General features: G+C 70.1%; 15 protein-coding genes and 1 riboswitch. Of the genes, 6 read left to right on the top strand and 9 right to left on the bottom strand.

The features are described from left to right. Positions 1–5 precede the first annotated feature (5 nt). Positions 6–602, bottom strand: a complete 597-nt coding sequence (locus ABZX79_RS13065) for an NADAR family protein (RefSeq protein WP_355255361.1) — start codon at positions 600–602, stop codon at positions 6–8. Between the two features lie 10 nt (positions 603–612). Continuing rightward, positions 613–1,038 (bottom strand): ATP-binding protein, encoded by a 426-nt coding sequence (locus tag ABZX79_RS13060; protein ID WP_355255358.1) that lies wholly within the window; start codon positions 1,036–1,038, stop codon positions 613–615. Between the two features lie 70 nt (positions 1,039–1,108). Here ABZX79_RS13060 and ABZX79_RS13055 point away from each other — a divergent pair, with 70 nt between their 5' ends. From ABZX79_RS13055 to ABZX79_RS13045, 3 genes are all read left to right on the top strand, one after another. After that, the gene (locus ABZX79_RS13055; protein WP_355255355.1) at positions 1,109–1,918 is read left to right on the top strand and encodes a helix-turn-helix transcriptional regulator; all 810 of its coding nucleotides are present in this window, start codon (positions 1,109–1,111) and stop codon (positions 1,916–1,918) included. Then, complete coding sequence (locus ABZX79_RS13050; protein ID WP_355255352.1) at positions 1,915–2,154, top strand: DUF397 domain-containing protein; 240 nt, start codon at positions 1,915–1,917, stop codon at positions 2,152–2,154. Before ABZX79_RS13055 ends, ABZX79_RS13050 begins: the two co-directional genes overlap by 4 nt. Positions 2,155–4,352: 2,198 nt before the next feature. After that, positions 4,353–4,778 carry a VOC family protein gene (locus ABZX79_RS13045; RefSeq protein WP_355255349.1) on the top strand — a complete coding sequence of 142 codons (426 nt, stop codon included), beginning with the start codon at positions 4,353–4,355 and terminating at the stop codon, positions 4,776–4,778. Between the two features lie 316 nt (positions 4,779–5,094). Here ABZX79_RS13045 and ABZX79_RS13040 read toward each other — a convergent pair whose 3' ends face one another. Both ABZX79_RS13040 and ABZX79_RS13035 read right to left on the bottom strand, forming a co-directional pair. After that, positions 5,095–5,463, bottom strand: a complete 369-nt coding sequence (locus ABZX79_RS13040; RefSeq protein WP_355255346.1) for a hypothetical protein — start codon at positions 5,461–5,463, stop codon at positions 5,095–5,097. Between the two features lie 100 nt (positions 5,464–5,563). Next, the gene (locus ABZX79_RS13035; protein ID WP_355255343.1) at positions 5,564–6,667 is read right to left on the bottom strand and encodes an NlpC/P60 family protein; all 1,104 of its coding nucleotides are present in this window, start codon (positions 6,665–6,667) and stop codon (positions 5,564–5,566) included. 352 nt (positions 6,668–7,019) lie between these two features. Here ABZX79_RS13035 and ABZX79_RS13030 point away from each other — a divergent pair, with 352 nt between their 5' ends. Continuing rightward, complete coding sequence (locus tag ABZX79_RS13030) at positions 7,020–7,373, top strand: hypothetical protein (protein WP_355255340.1); 354 nt, start codon at positions 7,020–7,022, stop codon at positions 7,371–7,373. A 303-nt stretch (positions 7,374–7,676) separates the two neighbouring features. Here the strand turns inward: ABZX79_RS13030 and ABZX79_RS13025 are convergent, their stop codons facing one another. Next, the gene (locus tag ABZX79_RS13025; protein WP_355255337.1) at positions 7,677–8,879 is read right to left on the bottom strand and encodes an NlpC/P60 family protein; all 1,203 of its coding nucleotides are present in this window, start codon (positions 8,877–8,879) and stop codon (positions 7,677–7,679) included. Next, a riboswitch (cyclic di-AMP (ydaO/yuaA leader) is annotated at positions 8,878–9,043 on the bottom strand. Its footprint overlaps the gene before it by 2 nt. Before the next feature lie 302 nt (positions 9,044–9,345). On the opposite strand from ABZX79_RS13025, the gene pcrA reads away from it, so the two are divergent. Then, entirely contained in the window at positions 9,346–11,796 is a 2,451-nt protein-coding gene (gene pcrA / locus ABZX79_RS13020) for a DNA helicase PcrA (RefSeq protein WP_355255334.1), read from the top strand. A 47-nt stretch (positions 11,797–11,843) separates the two neighbouring features. On the opposite strand, the gene ABZX79_RS13015 is transcribed toward pcrA, so the two are convergent. Both ABZX79_RS13015 and ABZX79_RS13010 read right to left on the bottom strand, forming a co-directional pair. Further along, positions 11,844–13,445: a peptidoglycan DD-metalloendopeptidase family protein gene (locus ABZX79_RS13015; RefSeq protein ID WP_355255331.1), complete on the bottom strand. Its 1,602-nt coding sequence runs from the start codon at positions 13,443–13,445 to the stop codon at positions 11,844–11,846. A 225-nt stretch (positions 13,446–13,670) separates the two neighbouring features. Continuing rightward, positions 13,671–14,522 (bottom strand): alpha/beta fold hydrolase, encoded by an 852-nt coding sequence (locus ABZX79_RS13010; RefSeq protein ID WP_355255328.1) that lies wholly within the window; start codon positions 14,520–14,522, stop codon positions 13,671–13,673. 382 nt (positions 14,523–14,904) lie between these two features. Here ABZX79_RS13010 and ABZX79_RS13005 point away from each other — a divergent pair, with 382 nt between their 5' ends. Continuing rightward, entirely contained in the window at positions 14,905–15,318 is a 414-nt protein-coding gene (locus ABZX79_RS13005) for a cobalamin B12-binding domain-containing protein (RefSeq protein WP_214970729.1), read from the top strand. Between the two features lie 91 nt (positions 15,319–15,409). Here ABZX79_RS13005 and ABZX79_RS13000 read toward each other — a convergent pair whose 3' ends face one another. Both ABZX79_RS13000 and ABZX79_RS12995 read right to left on the bottom strand, forming a co-directional pair. Next, positions 15,410–17,047, bottom strand: coding sequence for a DUF5691 domain-containing protein (locus ABZX79_RS13000; RefSeq protein WP_355255700.1), 1,638 nt, complete (start codon positions 17,045–17,047; stop codon positions 15,410–15,412). Positions 17,048–17,388: 341 nt separating this feature from the next. Then, the gene (locus tag ABZX79_RS12995) at positions 17,389–18,714 is read right to left on the bottom strand and encodes an SWIM zinc finger family protein (protein ID WP_355255324.1); all 1,326 of its coding nucleotides are present in this window, start codon (positions 18,712–18,714) and stop codon (positions 17,389–17,391) included. Between the last annotated feature and the right edge of the window lie 77 nt (positions 18,715–18,791).

Genomic DNA, 18,791 nt, shown 5'->3' with positions numbered 1-18,791 from the left:
GGGCCTTACGCCGCGGCCTCGGCCAGCGTCTCGCGGGCGTCCATCAGCGCGAAGCCGAGGAGGTTGAGGCCGCGCCAGGTGGTGGGGGAGGCGGCGCGTACGTCGTCGGCTGCGAGGCCGATGCCCCAGACGGGGTCCAGTGGGCTGGCTTCGACGAGGACGCGGTTGCGGGTGGCGAGGAGGTAGTGGAGGAGGGCGCTGTGCTGACCGAACTTGGCGATGCTGCCGCGTACGACGATTCCGTAGCGGTGCTCGCGCCAGATCGCTTCGTCGAAACCGGCGACCTGGCGGCCGAGGGCTTTGGCCTCGCCGGGGGTCTTGGCCCGAAGGATCTTGGCGGCGGTTTCGTCATCCCCGAACAGCCAGCCCTTGTGCGACATCATGTAGTGCTCGGCGGAGCGGTAGGTGTGACCCTCCTCGGTGAACTCGACCGGCCACCACTGACTGAGGCAGCCGGGCCCGGCGGCGGTGCCGGGGGTTGGGCGGTGGCCCCAGAAGTAGAGGTAGCGCAGGCGCGTTTTTGGCTTCTGTTCTGCGGCGATGGCCTCCGCGACGGATCTGGGGAGCGGGCTACTGCGAGGGTCGTTGGGCGTGGGTGGCATGGGCGCACCGTTACACACCGCCGTCGCCCGCCTCAAGGCAATTGACCTCGAACCACACCGTCTTGCCGACCCCGCACTCACGCGGCGCGGCCCCCCACCGCGCGGCGAGCGCGTCGACCAGGGCGAGCCCGCGCCCGGTCTCGTCGTCCGGCGAGGCGTCGCGCGGATGCGGGAGTACGACGCAGGCGTCGGACACCTCGATGCGCAGGATGGCGACCGTCTGCTGCTGCAAGACCAACCGCACCCAGACCTCCCGGCCGGGCGCGCAGCCCGCGTGACGCAGGGCGTTGGTCATGAGCTCGCTGAGGAGAAGGGTTGCGGTCTCGGCGGCGTCATCGGGGACCTTCCACTCCCGGGCTTGGCCGACGAGGAGGTTACGGGCGCGGCCGACGCTGCGGGGGTGGCGGGGGAAGTGCCACTCAATGTGGTCGTTCATGGCTCATACCGTGCGGGAAGGGGCATAGCTTGGTGGAGTAACGGCCCCGGTGCAGAGGGTGGTTGTAACCATGGCGAACCCCGAGCCGCCGATGGCGTGGCGGTACTGCGGAAATCAGATCAAGCGCTGGCGCGAGCGGGCGGGTGTGACGCGGGAGGCGCTGGCCAAGGAGGCCAGTTGCAGCTATGAGTACGTGAAGGCGATGGAGGCGGGGCGGCGTAAGCCGACGTTGCATCTGCTTCAGGTGGCGGATGGGTTTTGCGGGGCGGGTGGGTTGCTTATCGCGGCCGTGGAATTTCTGGTGCCGGAGAAGTTTCCTGCTCGGTCGAAGGAGTACTTCCAGTACGAGGCTGAGGCGCTGAGCTTGTGGTCGTACGAGCCGCTGCTCATTCCCGGTTTGTTGCAAACCGAGGCGACCGCGAGGGCGCTCCTCATGGCGCACCGTCCGCCGCTGGACGACGAAACACTGGAGACTCGGATCCAGGCCCGGCTGGGCCGTCAGTCGCTGCTCACCCGGAAGCCGCCGGTCGAGTGCAGCTTTGTGCTGTACGAAGCTGTTTTGCGGTGTCCAGTAGGCGGTTCGGCTGCACACAAAGAGCAGATGGTGTACCTGCTGGAGGTCGGCACTCTCCGTCATGTTTCCGTCCAGGTGCTGCCGTTCAGTACGGGCGCAAGTCCGGGGCTCAATGGCCCGATCGTTCTGCTGGAAACCGCGGAACACGTTCGTCTCGCGCTCCTCGAAGGGCAGTCTCTGAGTCATCTGACGGCCGACCTGAATGAGGTGGGTACCGCGATGCAGCGTCATGGCATGATCCGAATGGAGGCCCTCGGAACCGAGGAGTCGGCACGATTCATCCAGCGGATGGCGGACGAGCTATGAGCGACGAGCTGAACTGGTTCAAGTCGAGCTACAGCGACACCGAGGGCAGTAACTGCCTCGAAGTTGCCCTCGCCTGGCGGAAGTCGACGTACAGCAACACCGAAGGTGGCGCCTGCGTCGAGGTCGCCACCTGTCCCCGCACCGTCCACATCCGGGACTCGAAGGTGAAGGGCGGTCCTCAACTCGCAGTGCCCGCACCATCCTGGGCCGCGTTCGTCGCGTACGCAGCGTCCTGAGCGGGGCTTCGGGCGGCCTGGGCGTTGGTTGCGTCTGCGTTGGGGGCCGCCACATGTAAGTGTGGCGGCGGAGGCCCGCCCCTCAAGGGCGCTCCTGCGTCGCGTCGCCTGCGGCGATTGCGCTGCGCTTAACCCTTGACCGCCGGACCTCCGCCGCAATGCTTCTGGGGGGCGGCCCCCGGGGGGAGCCCACGGGGAAACTCCGGCAAGTGGCTGGCGTACCGCTGCCGACCGACGGGTGAGTGGGCGGGGCGCACGACGTCTAGGGCGCGGTGCGGCCCCGGGCTCAGCGGCTGACGGGAACGGCCGCTGGTGCGACATCCCCATTCCCACGCACACGCTTCACCCATGTCGGCAGGTGGCCGGCCGTTCGGGTCGACCTGCGGACTGTCCCGCCTGCGGGTGGGGCGCGGCAGTTGAATGGGGTGACTCGGGCCGGTTCGGCGTCCACCCCGGCCGGTGATCGGCGAAGCCTCAAGCGGGTTGCTGATGTGGATGGGTGGTGAGGCACCGACTGCGCCTGCCCAGCCCCGCAAATGGATCACACGAGCCGCCTTCCGTCGTCCGAGTCAGGGTGTGGGTCGAAACGCTCCCGTGAGAGCCGGAAACGACAGGGCTGAGACGGGTGGGGCTGGAGGGGCGTTGCGGCTCGTCAAGTGCCGGGTTCGTTGCGCACCAGGCCCCGAAGTGGGCCGTCGGAGCGAGCGAACCCCACCCACGACGACCGAAGGGCTCCCGTGATGGCCGGGAGCGATACGGCTGAGACCGGTGGGACGGGAGGGGTGCTGGGATTCATCAAGCGCTGAGTTCGTTGCGTTCGGGCCCCGGGCTGGCTCGCTGGAGCGACCGAACCTCATCAAGGACGAGAAGACTGCGTCGGAATGGGCGTCTCGGCCGGCCGATGGCCGTGAGCCGTCACGCGAATCACATCAAGTGGTCGTCCGCAGTGCGTGTGGGGCTGACGCGGGTTGAAGCGCTCCTGTGACGGTCGGAACGATACGGCTGGGACTGGTGGGGTTGGAGGGGTGTTCCGACTCGCCATGTGCCGGGTTCATCGCGTTCCGCGCCCCCGGAAAGGGCCGTTGTAGCGACGAAGGCGGGGCTGCCGCGTCGGCCATTACTGGGCGGAGTGGCCGATGTACCGCCGCATCAGCCTCACACAAGCAGGGCGTTCGTCGCGCCCGCCAGTCCGTCTCCTCAGGCGCACTCGCCCACCGGTCCGCCGTGACCACGCCCCCTGGGGCGGCCGAGTCCGCCCCACCGGTGGTGGCCGTCGGAAGCTGTCTTCCGCTGGGCTGGATGCGCCGGGCCGTTGGCGTGCGACGAACCCCGCACATGACGCACTTCGAGGCCTCCCCCATGGGTCGATAGCAGGGCGAAAGGGGCGCGTCTGTGTGTCATGTGCTGGGTTCGTCCCATCCGGCCCGGCTGGGAGCTTGCCCTATCTGTCCGGCCCGGAGTAACGACTCCCCCACCGGTAGGGCCGAGAACGTCCGCCACCTCTACCGGGCGCGCCGAAACGTTCGAGCCCCTATCGGCTTCGCCGTGAGTGTCGAGCCGACCTGCGGGCCCGGTCGCTCGTCCGGCCAGACCGTCCGGCCGGGCCGTCAGAAGGACGCCCCGCCCCTGGGTGCCCCTCCACCCACCCACACCAGTCACCTGCTTGCGGCCCAACCGGCCACCGGCCGGGGTGGACGCCACACCCGCCCGAGTCACCCCATGCAACTGTCGCGCCCCACCCGCAGACCCATGAGTGTGCAGGCCGACCCGTCAGCCTCGCCGTCCACCGGTGTGGGTGCTTGTGTGCGTGGGAATGGGGATGTCGCACCAGCGGCCGTTCCCGTCGGCCGCTGAGCCTGGGGCCGAGCCGCCCCATAGACGTCGTGCGCCCCACAGACTCAGCCGACAGCCACCGAGCCGACCTCCGCCTCTCCCCGGACCTCGCGTGCAGGGCGTTTTTTCTTGGGCCGTCCCCGTATAAGCGTTAGCGGTGGGCCGGGGCGGCGGGTCAAGGGGAGCCCGAAGGGGTCTCGCGTAGCGACGCGACCGTAGGGAGCGCCCTTGACGCGCCGTCACGGCCCACCGACCCTGGAGCGCTCGGGACGGCCCGACCCCCAGAAGCGAGCATTGGTTACCGCCCCTGGCAAGCCCGCCGCCCCCGCTAATGTGATCTTGCGCCCACCGGCCCTGGAGGAAACGTGAAGATCACCGCTACCGCCATATCCCTCACCGTCGACGACGTGCCCGCCTCCGCCGACTTCCTCACGACCCACTTCGGGTTTCAGGAGGCCATGGCGGCCGACGGGTTCGCGTCGCTCGCGCGTGAGGACGCGCCGAGCGTGATCTTGCTGCGGCGGGGCATCGAGGTGCTGCCCGAGGGCTTCCGGGATCAACACGCCACCGGGGTGATCGTCGCGTTCACCGTCGACGACCTTCCGGCGGAGTACGAGCGGCTGAAGAGTGCGGGCGTCGAGATCAGCATGGAGCTGCGCGAGGAGCCGTGGGGCGAGCGCCTCTTCCAGGTAACCGACCCCAACGGCGTCATCATCCAGCTCGTCGACTGGGTGGTCACCTCAGAGACTGAGGCTGATGCTGAGGCTGCGGCCCACGCCGACAGCGAGTGAGCTGGGGCGGGGCACCCGTCCGGCGCCCCGCCCCGCCCCGCCCAGCACTGTCGCACTCCCGCGCTCAGTGCCTCCGGCCCCGCAGCCGTCCCAGCAGCTGCCTCGCCTGGCTGCGCCTCCTGGGGTCGGACGCCGAGCGGCGTGCCTGTGCGATCGTTCGGCGCCCTTGCGGGCTGCGTGCGTACTGCTTGATCCGGCTGATGATGCCCGGCATGGTCGGCCCTCCGTTCGCGGTGGTGGCACGTGGTGTGGCGTGCGTTTTGCTCTACGTATGCCGTTTACCCCGTCTCTGGCGTTCCATGACCGACCTGCGGGTTCAGCTCTCGTCACGGAACAGGCGCTCTTGGATCCCGTCGAGGTCGGTGTGCGACAACCGGGGCGGGTTCCAGTTCCGACGCCGGGCGTGCTGGAGGAATTGCTCGTTCACGGCTACGTGGTACCGCTCGACGTAATGGGCGAGGTCCGAGTACCAAAACCACTGGCCGTCAGTGAGCAGGCGAAGGCCGCCGATGAGCTCGCGCCCCGGACTGAGGACGTCGTAAAGGCGCGCTCCTGTGGCGGCGAGGACTGTCCCCGCGCGCAGATACTGCCACCAGCGAAAGTTCCTCCCGGTCCCCGTGGTCTCGCACAGCAGCACGTAGCGACGGGCCGTCCGCTCGGCCGTGCTCCAAGTCCCGGAACTCACCCAGCAACCGGTCCGCCAGAGGTCCGTTGTCGCCGCTCATACGCGGGAGCCTAGACGGTCGTCAGAAGTCGAGCCGTCGCTCCTACGCGAGCCGTCGCTCCTACGCCGGCCTCGTCGCCCCCGCGAACGGCATCTGGTCGATCGGCGCCACCCGGACCGGGGCGCCGGGGCGGGGTGCGTGGATCATCTGGCCGTTGCCGATGTAGAGGCCCACGTGGCTGATGCCGGAGTAGAAGAAGACCAGGTCCCCGGGGGCCAGCTGCGAGCGCGAGACGCGCTGTCCCGCGTTGATCTGCGTGTACGTCGTACGCGGCAGCGAGACGCCCGCCGCCTTCCAGGCCGCCTGCGTCAGGCCCGAGCAGTCGAAGGCGGACGGCCCCGTGGCGCCCCACACGTACGGCTTGCCGATCGCCCCGTACGCGAAGGAAACCGCCTGCCCGGCACGGGAGTTCGGCGCCTGGGGCGGGCGGTTGCCGCGAGTGACGGCCCGCTCAGTGCGGTCGGCGCGGTTGGCGCGGTCGGCCCCGGACCCGGCATCTGCGCTCGAACCGCCGTGGCCGTCCTCCCGGGCGTACTCCGCGCGCTGCTCCGCCGTGAGGCGGGACAGGAGGTTCTCGGCCGCGCCGATCTTCTCCTTGATCTTCGACTTGTGCCTGCGCAGGTCCTTCTGGTGCGCCTTGAGCTCGTCCAGGCGGTTGTCCGCCTCCTCCCGCAGTTGCTCGATCTCCCCGAGCTGCTGCCGTATCCCGGTGACGGCCGCCGCCTGCCGGTCGCCGGCGCGGTCGGCGATCGCGGCGCGCTCCAGGTACTGGTCCGGGTCGGAGGTAAGTGCCACCTGTACGGCCGGATCGATCGCGCCGGTGCGGTACTGCGCGGTGGCGAGCGAACCGAGCCCGTTGCGCGCCGCGTTGAGGCGCTCGGTCCTGCGGGCGGCCTCGTCGCGCAGCTCGTTCAGTGACTCCCCGGCGTCGTCGGCCTTCTCCTTCACGCCGTTGTACTTCTCGGTGGCGACCTCGGCGTCGTGGTACAGCTGATCGACCTTCGCCTTCACCTGAGCGGGGGTGAGGGCGGGCTCCGCGTGCCCGATGCCGTCAAACGCGGTGGCGCTCGCGGCTCCGGCGAGGGCCAAGGTGACGGCGGTGCGGGCGGTGCGTGCGGTGTTGCCGGTGAGCAGGCGCTGCTTGGGCTTTCGGTGCGTGGCCACGAGGGCGTCCACGTCCTTCCGTCCTGTACGTCGCTGTACGTCGAGCCGCTCGCATCCGGCGGCGGCCCGCACAGGGGAACGGGCCGCCGCCGGATTTTCGGCGGTGGTGTCCGACTGCCGCTCCGGGGAGGGGCGGCGGTGGGGAGTCGGTCACCTGGGGAAGGACGCTAAACCTGAGGGTCACGGGACAGCGGTGGAATGACCGACAGTGGTCGAATTAGGTAGCTGAGTGAGCGCGGTTGGGGAAGGGACCTGCGCCGGCAGCGAGCATTCCGCTCTTCCGCGACCGATACGGCGATGGCAGGGGAACCTGGCCGCCGGGGCTGCTATGGCCAGAGCTAGGCTCCGGTTCATGGACGTACTCATCAATGTCTTCGTCGGCCTGCACATCATCGGCATAGCCTCGCTGCTCGGCGGCTTCCTGACCCAGATGAAGGCGATGGGCGACGGCACGGCCCGCTTCAATCCGGCGATGCTGCACGGCGCGCTGACCATGCTCGTCACGGGCGTGGCACTGGTGGGACTCAACCAGGCCGACGATCAGGCGGTGAACAACCTCAAGATCGGCATCAAGCTCGCGATCCTCGTGGTGATCCTCGGCCTGGTGTACGTCAAGCGCGATGAGGAGAGGGTCGAGAAGGCGCTGTTCGGGGCGGTCGGCGGACTGACCGTCGCCAATATCTTCATCGCGGTGCTCTGGACCTGAGCCGGGCTGCGGATCTCTGAGCCTGTGGCGGGCCGCGTCGCCCTGTTCAAGACCGCGTCGCGGCCGCCACCGGTGGCCGGGCTGTTCGGCGACGAGCGCCTCCGCCGCGACCGGCGTGCACCGACCACCGCTTCGGCCCCCCCGGGGGCATCCTCGGCATGATCGCACGGCGGCTCCTGAGACCACCGCCCAGTTCAGGTGACTTCTCATCGTCCTGTCCTGCCGGACCGGCGAAGGACAGGAGGACAGGAGGACGATGAGGAAAGGCCAACTCAAACGCGGCCCGGCACAGGCGCTTTCGGGCTAGGCGGGGCGCACGCTGCCGTAGATCGGCATGTAGTAGATCGACTCCTCGCGGACGTACGCGCCGGGCTTCGGGGCGTGGATCATCTTGCCGCCGCCGATGTAGATGCCGACGTGGCTGATGTCGTCGTAGAAGAAGACCAGGTCGCCCGGCTTGAGGTTGTCCGTCGCGATGCGCGTGCCGACCTTCACCTGGTCCCAGGTGGTACGGGGGAGGTCGACGCCGGCGGCCTTCCAGGCGTCCTGGGTGAGGCCGGAGCAGTCGTACGAGCTGGGGCCTGCCGCGCCCCAGACGTACGGCTTGCCGATCTGGGCGCGGGCGAAGGCCAGGACCTTCTCGGCCTTGGCGGCGTACGCGTCGCCGGTGCCGGTGCCGGAACCCGTGCCTGTATCGGCTCCCGTACCCGTACCCGTACCCGTACCCGTTCCCGTATCGCTCTCGTCCTTCTGTGCCACTTCCTCCTGGCGCTTGCGCTCCGCCTTGGCCGCCTCCGCCTCTGCCTTGGCCTTCGCTTCGGCCTTGCGCCGCGCCTCCGCCTCCCGCGCCTTCTCCAGCGTCGCCAGCCGCGCCTTCTCCTGCGCGGTCAGCCGGGACAGCAGCTCGCGCGCCTGTGCGAGCTTCGTCTGCACGTCCTGCTTCGAGGACTTGAGGGATGCCTGCGACGCGGTGAGGCTCTCCAGGCTCCGCGTCGCCTCGGCGCGCTTCTTCGACGCCGCCGCCTGCTGCGTCTCGAAGTCGGTGACATCCGTCTGCTGGCGTTCCGTCATCCGGTCCAGCAGCCGGTTCTGGTCGAAGTACGCCTGGGGGCTGTCCGCGAGGAGCAGCGCGGCGGTCGGGGTGACCGACCCCGACCGGTACTGTGCGGCCGCGTAGCTGCCGAGCTTGCGCCGGGCCTCGTTCAGCTTCTCTGTCCGCTCGGCCACGGCGTCGAGCAGGCCGTCCACGGACTTCCGCTGCTGCTCCGTCTTCTCTTTGGCCAGGTTGTACTTCTGCGTGGCCGTGCCGGCCTGCCGGTAGAGGTCGTCGACCTTCTTCCGCACCTCTTCGACGGTCGGCTTGGGAGCCGTCGGCGCGGTGGGTGCCGCGCCCGCTGTCTGGGCGAGCAGGCCGACTGAGGCGATTGCGGCCGTCGTGATGCCCAGTGCGGGTGCGGTGGTGCGTGTACGGGCACGCGGCTTGCGATGCGACGCCAAGGCCGGCATCTCCTTCCGTGGACCGCCTACCGGGTTAGCTGTCGGGTTCGGGCGGGACGAACGGAAGGTGCCCTACGGTCCGTGGGACTGCGGACCGATTCACCCCAGGTGGTGCGCGTGGGTCCCCGGTTCCGAACTGCCCTGTGGCAGGCCGGATTCGGCGTGGGCTGATCGCTCCGGCGCTGTTCGCCGGCTGGGGTACGAGCCGCCCGACTCGGCACGCTAGCCAACAGTGGTGAGTGCTGGGAAGCCCGATGTTCGATATGCCCGATACATTTTCGTGACCTGGTCGAGTTGGTTCCGTTGTGCGTCCCGCAGCCCGGTCCCTCGGTCGGCCGTCGGGCGTGCGCAAGGTCACAGAGGGCGACGGCAGGCGTGCGAAGTGGCGGAGCGCCGGGTTCGCCCGGCCGGATCCGGGTGGCCCCGGTGGAATCCGGGGCGGGCTGTCGGTGGTCCCGCCTAAGCTTGGTAAACGATGAGCAGCCTCTTTGACGACAGCTTCCTGGCCGACCTCCAGCACGCGGAAGAGCCGGCCCCGCCGCCCCCCGAGGATCACGCCCCGGAGGAGGTCCCGCACGACCTCTTCGGCGGCGCCTTCGACGCGCCTCCGGCGCCCAGGGACGGGCACTACAGGGACGGCGCGCCGCGCCCGGTCGTGGACGCCGCCGCGCTGCTCGACGGGCTGAACGAAGAGCAGCGCGCCGCCGTCGTCCATGCCGGATCGCCGCTGCTCATCGTGGCTGGCGCGGGTTCGGGCAAGACCCGCGTCCTGACCCACCGGATCGCATACCTGCTGGCCAAGCGGGGTGTGCACCCCGGCCAGATCCTCGCGATCACCTTCACCAACAAGGCCGCGGGCGAGATGAAGGAGCGCGTGGAGCAGCTCGTCGGCCCGCGTGCGGGTCACATGTGGGTCTCCACCTTCCACAGCGCGTGCGTGCGCATCCTGCGCCGCGAGTCGAAGAGGCTCGGCTTCACGTCCTCGTTCTCGATCTACGACGCCGCCGACTCGAAGCGCCTGATGGCGCTCGTCTGCCGCGATCTGGACCTCGACCCGAAGCGCTTCCCGCCGAAGGCCTTCAGCGCCAAGGTCTCGAACCTCAAGAACGAGCTGATAGACGAAGAGACCTTCGCCGGGCAGGCCGCCGACGGCTTCGAGAAGACCCTGGCGCAGGCCTACGCGATGTACCAGGCGCGGCTGCGCGAGGCCAACGCCCTGGACTTCGACGACATCATCATGACCACCGTGCACCTGCTCCAGGCGTTCCCGGACGTCGCCGAGCACTACCGGATGCGCTTCCGGCACGTCATGGTCGACGAGTACCAGGACACCAACCACGCTCAGTACACGCTCGTACGCGAACTGGTAGGTCCGTCGGGCGAGAACCAGGCGCCCGCCGAGCTGTGTGTCGTGGGTGACGCCGACCAGTCGATCTACGCCTTCCGCGGCGCCACCATCCGCAACATCCTCCAGTTCGAGGAGGACTACCCGGACGCGAAGACGATCCTGCTGGAGCAGAACTACCGCTCGACGCAGACCATCCTCACGGCCGCCAACGCCGTCATCGAGCGCAACGAGAACCGCCGGCCCAAGAACCTGTGGACGGACGCCGGGGCGGGCTCGCTGATCACCGGGTACGTCGCCGACACCGAGCACGACGAGGCGCAGTTCGTCGCCGAGGAGATCGACCGGCTGACGGACGCGGGCGACGCGAAGGCCGGCGACGTCGCCGTCTTCTACCGTACGAACGCCCAGTCCCGCGTCTTCGAAGAGATCTTCATCCGCGTCGGGCTGCCCTACAAGGTCGTCGGCGGCGTGCGCTTCTACGAGCGCAAGGAGGTCCGGGACGTGCTCGCGTACCTGCGCGTCCTGGCGAACCCCGAGGACACCGTCCCGCTGCGCCGCATCCTGAACGTACCGAAGCGGGGCATCGGCGACCGCGCCGAGGCGATGATCGACGCGCTGTCGCTGCGCGAGAAGATCAGCTTCCCGCAGGCGCTGCGGCGCGTGGACGAGGCGTACGGCATGGCGGCCCGCTCGGCGAACGCCGTGAAGCGCTTCAACACGCTGATGGAGGAGCTCCGTACGATCGTCGAGTCGGGCGCCGGGCCCGCCACGGTGCTCGAAGCCGTCTTCGAGCGGACCGGTTACCTCGCCGAGCTCCAGGCCTCGACCGACCCGCAGGACGAGACACGTATCGAGAACCTTCAGGAACTCGCCGCGGTCGCCCTGGAGTTCGAGCAGGAGCGGGAAGGCGACGAGCCCGGGACGCTGGCCGAATTCCTGGAGAAGGTCGCGCTCGTCGCCGACTCCGATCAGATTCCTGATGAGGACGAGGACGGGTCCGGGGTCATTACGTTGATGACGCTGCACACCGCCAAGGGGCTTGAGTTCCCTGTGGTGTTCCTGACCGGCATGGAGGACGGCGTCTTCCCGCACATGCGCGCGCTCGGCCAGACCAAGGAGCTGGAGGAGGAGCGGCGACTCGCGTACGTCGGCATCACGCGCGCCCGCGAGCGGCTCTACCTGACGCGGGCCTCGATGCGCAGCGCGTGGGGACAGCCCTCGTACAACCCGCCGTCGCGATTCCTGGAGGAGATCCCGGAGACGTACCTGACGTGGAAGCGCAAGGGCGCGCAGGCCCCGGCGGGACCGGTGTCGGGCGTCGCTTCGTCGCTGTCGTCCTCGCTGGCCTCGCGGTCGCGCGGTGGTGGCGGCGGCGCTTCGGGGTTCGCCACGCGGCGTACGTCGGACAAGCCGGTGGTCGCGCTTTCGGTCGGGGACCGGGTCACGCACGACCAGTTCGGACTCGGCACCGTGATGACGGTGACGGGGACGGGGTCGGAGGCACAGGCGACGATCGACTTCGGCGACGAGCGGCCGAAGAAGCTGCTGCTGCGCTACGCGCCGGTCGAGAAGCTGTAGCGGCTTCTTCCGGCTTACGGCTTACGGCCTACCGCTTCGCGTGGGGTTTACGTCGGGCTGAGGCCGTGGCTGCGGAGCCACGGCAGGGGGTCGATCGCCGACCCGCCGCCGGGACGCACCTCGAAGTGGAGGTGCGGGCCCGTCGAGTTGCCCGAGTTGCCGGAGTACGCGATGGTGTCGCCGGCCTGGACCGAGCCGGAACGGATCTTGGTGCTGCTGAGGTGGCAGTACCAGGTCTCCGTGCCGTCGGGGGCGGTCACTATCGCCATGTTTCCGTAGGCGCTGTTGTACTGCGTACGGACCGTGCCGTCGGTCGCCGCCATCACAGGCGTGCCGTACGAGACGGGGAAGTCGATGCCGGAGTGCACGGACATCCAGTTGATGCCGGCCTGGCCGTAGTACGCGCTGAGGCCGTGCTGCTCGACCGGCAGGGCGAACTTCGGGCGGGCGGCCTCCTTGCGGGCGGCTTCCTCGGCCCTGCGCTTCTTCTCGGCGGCTTGGCGCGCTTGCAGGTCGATACGTTCCTGCGTGCGGCTCGCGCGGTCGGCGAAGTCGTTGACGTCCTCGTCGAGGGCGGCGAGCTGGGTGTCCAGCTTGTTGTTGACCGCTACGGGCTTGACCGAGCCGGGGTCGGCGGCGGTCACCGTCTTGGTCGTGTCCTTCTTCTCCTCGGCGGGGGTGCCGCCGCCGACGCTGCCGACCGAGGCGGCGGCGATGCCGGCCACGCCCATCACGCAGGCGGAGGGGACGGCGACGGTGAGGAGGGCGGAGCGCTTGGCGGGGGTGCGGCGGCGGCCGCGGCCGGAGTTGCCGTTGCCTGCGCTGCGGCGGGCCGATCGGGAGCCGGGAGCGGTGGCTGAGGCGGCTGTTGCTGCGGCCGGTGCGTGTTCGAGCTCCGGCTCGGGCTCGGGCTCGGTCTCCGGTTCAGGCTCGTGTTCTTGTTCGGACGCGTGATCCGGGGCGTATTCGTGCTTGGCCTCGGGCGTGTCGTCAGCCCGGTTGGCCATGTCGGCCAGGTCAGCGACCGGGAACTCGGCTGTCTCGTAGAAGACTTGCTGCTGAGGCGGGGCGCTCTCGTACGCGCCGGTGTTCCACGCGGTGGCGTCGTACGCGCCGGTGTCGTACGCGCCGTTGTCGTAGCCCGGTGTCGCGTTCCACTGCCCGGTGGCGTCTGCGGCCTGGGTGACCTGGGCTGTTTCGTACTGACCTGTCTCGTACGAGCCGCTGTCGTACTGGCTCGTGTCGTACTGGCTCGTGTCGAGGTGGCCTGTTCCGTACTGGCCCGTCTCGTACTGGCCGGTGGTGAAGTGGCTGGTGTCGAACTGCCCTGTCTGGTTCCAGGCGTTGGAGTCCCACTGGCCGGTGGACTGGGCCGGGATCTCGGCCGCCGTCTGATAGGCGGCGGTGGGCCACGCTCCGGTGGCGTCGTACTGCTGCCCCTGCCCCTGCCCCTGCTGGTGCGTGCCGTACGCGTCGTAACCGACCGCCTGTTGGGCCCCCGTGGCGTCCCACTGCGTGGTGTCGTACTGGCCGCTGTGGCCGGCTTCGTAGTGACTTCCCTGGGCGGGGAGGGCTCCGAAGAGGGGATCCGTGTGGAACGTGCCGGTGGAGTAGCCGTCGTACCCGGCGTGGGCGTGCTGGTCGTCCACCAACTTCTCTCTCGCCTCGGCAATGCAGGACCTGTGGGGGCTGGGGTCCCGGGAGGGGGCCCCAGAGGCTAAGCAGTGGCGCGACTGTACCCGGCGGTACGGGACGGCGACAATCTTCGCCAGATTTTCCACAGTCCGGAAACGGGCATTCGGCCGCCTTTTGGCCGACGGCGGGCACAGCCTTGGTGCTGCGTTCGACTGATGTTCGATCGGGGTTGGGTGAGTTCAGGCGACGGAGACCGTGCCTGAGGTGCCCGCCCCGGTGTCCTGCTCCTCCAGCGCCTGCCGGATGCCGGCGGCGACCGTCGGATGGACGGGCAGAGCGAGGTGGCCGATTCCTGTCACCCGTACGTTCTGGGCGATGAGATCCGGGTGGCTGACGCACGCGGTCTCGACCGGAATCATGATCTGGTCGAGATCGCTCCAGAAACTCACGAACCGCGTGCGGCAGGACGGCGCGGGCCTGCGCAGCTCTTCGATCACATCGGAGCCGGGCCGCATCTGCCGCACGAGGGGGTGCGCGCTCATCGGCGGGGCGACGCTGGTGCCGGCGTGCGGGGTGCCGAGGGTGACGAGAGTGCGCACGCGGGTATCGCCGCCGAGGCGTTGTACGTAATAGCGGGCGATCAGGCCGCCGAGGCTGTGTCCGACGATGTCGATCCGGGTGTGGCCCGTACGGTCGCAGATCTCTTCGACGTGGCGGCCGAGCAACTCCGCCGCCGTGCGGATGTCGCACGTGAGCGGCGAGTAGTTGAGCGACTCCAGGTGGCGCCAGCCGTGCCGGGCCAGGGAGCGGCGCAGCACGACGAAGACCGAGCGGTTGTCGACGAAGCCGTGGAGCAGTACGACGGGCGGGTGGTCCCGGCCGACCGTGGGAAGCCGGGTGGTCTCGGGCGGCCCGGCCATCGGGTCGGCGAGTGGTTCCACGCCGTTGCGGCGCTCCTGGGCGATGCCGGACGGGTAGAGCAGCAGGTGCCCGGCGAGGATGGCGAGGTCCAGTGCGGTGGCTCTCACGAGGGCGGCCGACAGGCGCAGCTGGTGCAGACAGGGCAAAAAGAAGAAGGGCAGGACCCTCATGGCGACCTCCCGAACGGCGCGCGGGGCCGCGGCTCCGTCCCCCGTGTGCCCTCATGGGGTGCCGTACTGAGGAACTCGGCGGGCCGTTCCACCGTGCCGTGCGGCTGACGGCACGGTGGGACGGCGGCCTCGTTGCGGCTCCCCTTGCGGTCGTCCCGGCTGCTGCGGGCGGCTACCGCGGTTGCCGGCCGCTGTAGCCGCTGTAGCGCCTGATGTGGCAGGAACGACGCATAGCGAACATGTCCCATGTGTGATTTCCCCCTCCCTGTCCACCGCGAAACGGCCGGTTGCGGGATGCTGTCGATAACGTTCGTTCACTTCCCCGTTCGCATCGGTGCGGGGCGCGTGCCAATGACGGCGCAGTCGGTACATGGAGGCAGTGATGGGTGTGACCGGGCCGATCCGCGTGGTCGTCGCCAAGCCGGGACTCGACGGACACGATCGCGGAGCAAAGGTCATCGCGCGGGCTCTGCGCGATGCCGGTATGGAGGTCATCTACACCGGGCTTCACCAGACGCCCGAGCAGATCGTGGACACCGCCATTCAGGAGGACGCCGACGCGATCGGCCTGTCCATCCTCTCGGGCGCGCACAACACGCTCTTCGTGAAGGTCATCGAGCTGCTCAAGCAGCGCGATGCGGAGGACATCAAGGTCTTCGGCGGCGGCATCATCCCGGAGGCGGACATCGCGCCGCTGAAGGAGAAGGGTGTCGCGGAGATCTTCACGCCGGGTGCGACGACGCAGTCGATCGTGGAGTGGGTCAACACCCACGTCCGCCAGGCGGCCGACGCGTAAGGCCCTCAATCGCCGGACGGGACATCCAGCCCCTCCGGCGCTTGAGGAGCGGGGTCTGGGGCCAAGCGCCCCGGACACCCCCGCCTGCGCTCTAGCCCTCCTGTAGCTCCGCGAGCATCGCGGCTCTGAGCCGGAGGGTGCCGACGAGACGCTGGAAGGCCTCCGACCAGTAGCCCCCTGCACCCGGCACCGCGTCCTCCTGCTCGTCCGGCGTCGTCGTGAGTATTTCGAGGCGGCCCGCCTCCCCGGGGTCGAGGCAGCGTTCGGCCAGACCCATGACCCCACTGAAGCTCCAGGGGTAGCTCCCCGCGTCCCGCGCGATGTCCAGTGCGTCGACCACCGCGCGGCCGAGCGGTTCCGCCCATGGCACGGTGCACACCCCGAGCAGCTGGAACGCCTCGGAGAGGCCGTGCGCCGCGATGAACGCGGCCACCCACTCCGCGCGTTCGCCCGCCGGCAAGGTCTCCAGCAGCTTCGCCCGTTCGGCAAGCGATGCCGTACCGGGGCCGGTCGCCGGCGGTGCGGACGGCGCGCCGAGCAGCGCGCGGGACCAGTCGGCGTCCCGCTGGCGCACCGCCGCGCGGCACCAGGCCGCGTGCAGCTCCTCCTTCCAGTCGTCGGCCACGGGCAGGGTCACGATCGCCTGCGGTGTCCGGCCGCCCAGCCGGTGCGGCCAGGTGTGCAACGGGGCCGACTCGACCAGCTGGCCCAGCCACCAGGAGCGCTCCCCCCGGCCCGTCGGTGGTTTGGGCGACACGCCGTCGCGCTGCATGTCCGCGTCGCATTCGTGCGGGGCCTCCACGACGATGCGCTCACCGTCGGTCGCGCGGCCGGAACGGTCCAGGCTGACGCAGGTGGAGGCCCGCGCCGCCATCCGCGCGGCGAGCGCGGAGCCCGGCAGCGCGGAGAGCAGCTCGGCGGCGGTGGCCCGCACATTGCGGCTGCGGTCGGACAGGGCCTGTTCCAGGAAGGGCTCATCCGCGTCGGAGAGGCCGCAGCGCAGCGAATCGAGGAACATCAGGCGGTCCTCGGCGCGCTCGGTGGGCCACGTCGTGGCGAGCAGCGCTCGCGCGGCGACCGGGTCCTGGGCGCGGACGGCTGCGAGCAGGCCGACGCGCTCCGCGAACAGTCCCTCCTCCCACAGCCGCCGTACGGCTGCCACGTCCTGGGGGTCGGGCATCGCGGCGCCGCCGCCGCCCGATGTGCCGCCCGATGTGCCGCCCGATGTGCCGCCCGACATGCCGCGCAGGGCGAACCGCCAGTCCGGGTTCAGCCGGGCCAGCCACAGCCCGCGCGGTCCGGCGAAGGCCAGGGCCTGGGGGCGCAGGTCGGTACGGGCACGGGCGGCGTCCAGCAGCGCGGGGAGCAAGGCGGGGGGCGCCTGGAACTGGCGCCGGTTCGCGGCGGCGAGCCACTGGGGGAGCAGCTCGGTGAGATCGGGCGCGGTGCCGCGCCTGCCGACGCCGGTACTGGCGCCGGCGGGGGACGAGGTGCGGCCGGCCAGCAGTTGTGCGAGCCGGCGGCGGGCGGGGGCGGGCAGCGGGGGGCGCGGGTCGTGTGGCGCGGGGTCGGGGCGTGCGGCGGCGCGCGCGGGCAGGAGGCCTGCCCTGCGGCGTACGGTCTGGTACGCGGCGGCGTGCAGCAGCGCGGTGGGGGCGTCCTTGCCGGGGGTCGCTGCGCCGGGCGGCAGCGTACGGCGGTCGGTGCCGAGGAGGGCGGTGGTGACCAGGTCCTCCCACGTGGACGTTGGCGTGGCTTCCGGGGCCGGGGCTTCGGGTGCCGTGGCTTCCGGGGCCTTGGGATCGGTGCCGCGCCGGGGCGTCTCCTCGGTCGTCGAACGTTCGGGTACTGCGTTGTTTCGTTCGGGGTGGTTGCGTTCAACGCCCTGCGGGGAGCGCCCCGTCACGTCCCCTCCTGGCAACGTGCCTTCTGCTGCCGTGGCTTCGGGTGCCCTGCCGGTGGATGTTCCGGCTGTGGGTGCCCCGGCTGCGGGGGCTGTGGGTGTCATGGCGTTTGGTGCGGAGGTTTCTGATGCGGGGCTGCTGCTGGTGGTCATCGGTCCCTCCGTGGTCAGGTTTCGGTCAGGGGGACGGGTTCCGCCGAGCCGGCCCAGGCCGTCAGTGGTGTGAAACCTCGGTGGCCGCATTCCCCGAAGACCGTGACGGGTCCGCCGCCGGACAGGGCCGCGAGCTTCCAGAGGTTTGGGCGGGACAGCGCTGTCTGGGTGACCGGCAAGGCTGAGTTCCCTTGGGCGTCGGCCAGTTGCCAGGCATCGCCGGACGGGACCGGTATGACGCGGCTCAGCGTCACCGGCCAGGAGTCCAGCCACGGGTCGTCGCTCAGGGCGTTGGCGTAGGCGTGGATCGCTTCGGTGGTGCCTACGCCGGGGGGCGGGGCGTCGATCGGGAGGGGGAGGGCCGGCTCGTTTCCCATGTCGGCCCTCAGTTGCCCCGCGCCTGGGTAGTAGGTGAGCTCGGTGTCCAGCATCACGCCTGCGGGCAGCGCGATTTCGGGTGCCCGGCCCGCGGCGCCGAAGGACAGGATCAGCGCCATGCGCCTCGACTCCCTTCCGTACAGCCATATGCGGCGCACGACGAGATTGCCGTCCGGCGTGTCGTACTGGGCCAGCACCAGCCAGCGGTCACGGATTGGTGGTCCCCCTGCGGACGCGGTGAGGCCGACACGTGTCCGCACGGTCGCGGCCAGCGGTTCCGGCAGCCCGTCGCGGCCCAGCCACGCCGTGTCCAGCAGATGCAGGAGAGCGCACTCCTCCAGCAGCCGGGCAGGCCAGCCCGGACCCGACGCCGGCACCGCGCCCAACTCCCGCACCCGGGCGGCCAGCCCTGGTGCCTGGGCGTCGACCATGCGGCGGGCTGTTTCCTCCCACAGGCCGTAGTTCGTTTGCTCGGCGGCCACCAGACCTCCGCGCAGCAGGTCGGCCAGGCGCTGCTCCAGTTCCGAGGCTCCGGTGGTGATCCGTTCGGCCCGTTGCTCGGCCCTGCGCCTCGCTGCCTCGGGCTTGCCGGCCTTCGTCTGATTCGTCTGCTTCCTGTGGGCCGTCAGCCACTCGTCCGCCCAGCTCGGCGCCGCGGCTTTTTGCATGGCCGACTCGTCCGCGGTCCAGAGCAGCAGCAGGCCCAGCGCGTGCTTGCAGGGGGACTTGCGGCTCGGGCAGCTGCACTTGCAGGCGGGGCTGCCGCCCGCGGTGTCGACCACCGTCCGGTAGGGGGTGCTGCCGCTGCCCCTGCACAGTCCCCACAGCGCCCCCGAGCCGCTGCAACCCGCCTCCGACCAAGGCCCGGCTGTGCCGAGCCTGCTTCCCGTTTTGCGTGACGCTTCGTCAGGAGCCAAGGCCAGCACCTGTTCCGCAGTCCAGCGCACCCCCTGCTGATTCATGGGAATGACGCTACGGGGCACCACTGACAGTCGGCTCTGACCTGCGGTTTTGCCGATCTTCGGGTCTTGACTGCGGT

This window comes from Streptomyces sp. NPDC002994 (assembly GCF_040611155.1).
Classification (GTDB): domain Bacteria; phylum Actinomycetota; class Actinomycetes; order Streptomycetales; family Streptomycetaceae; genus Streptomyces.
The sequence above is the reverse complement of the archived record's forward strand: the minus strand, read 5'-3'. Positions and strand labels throughout refer to the sequence as shown.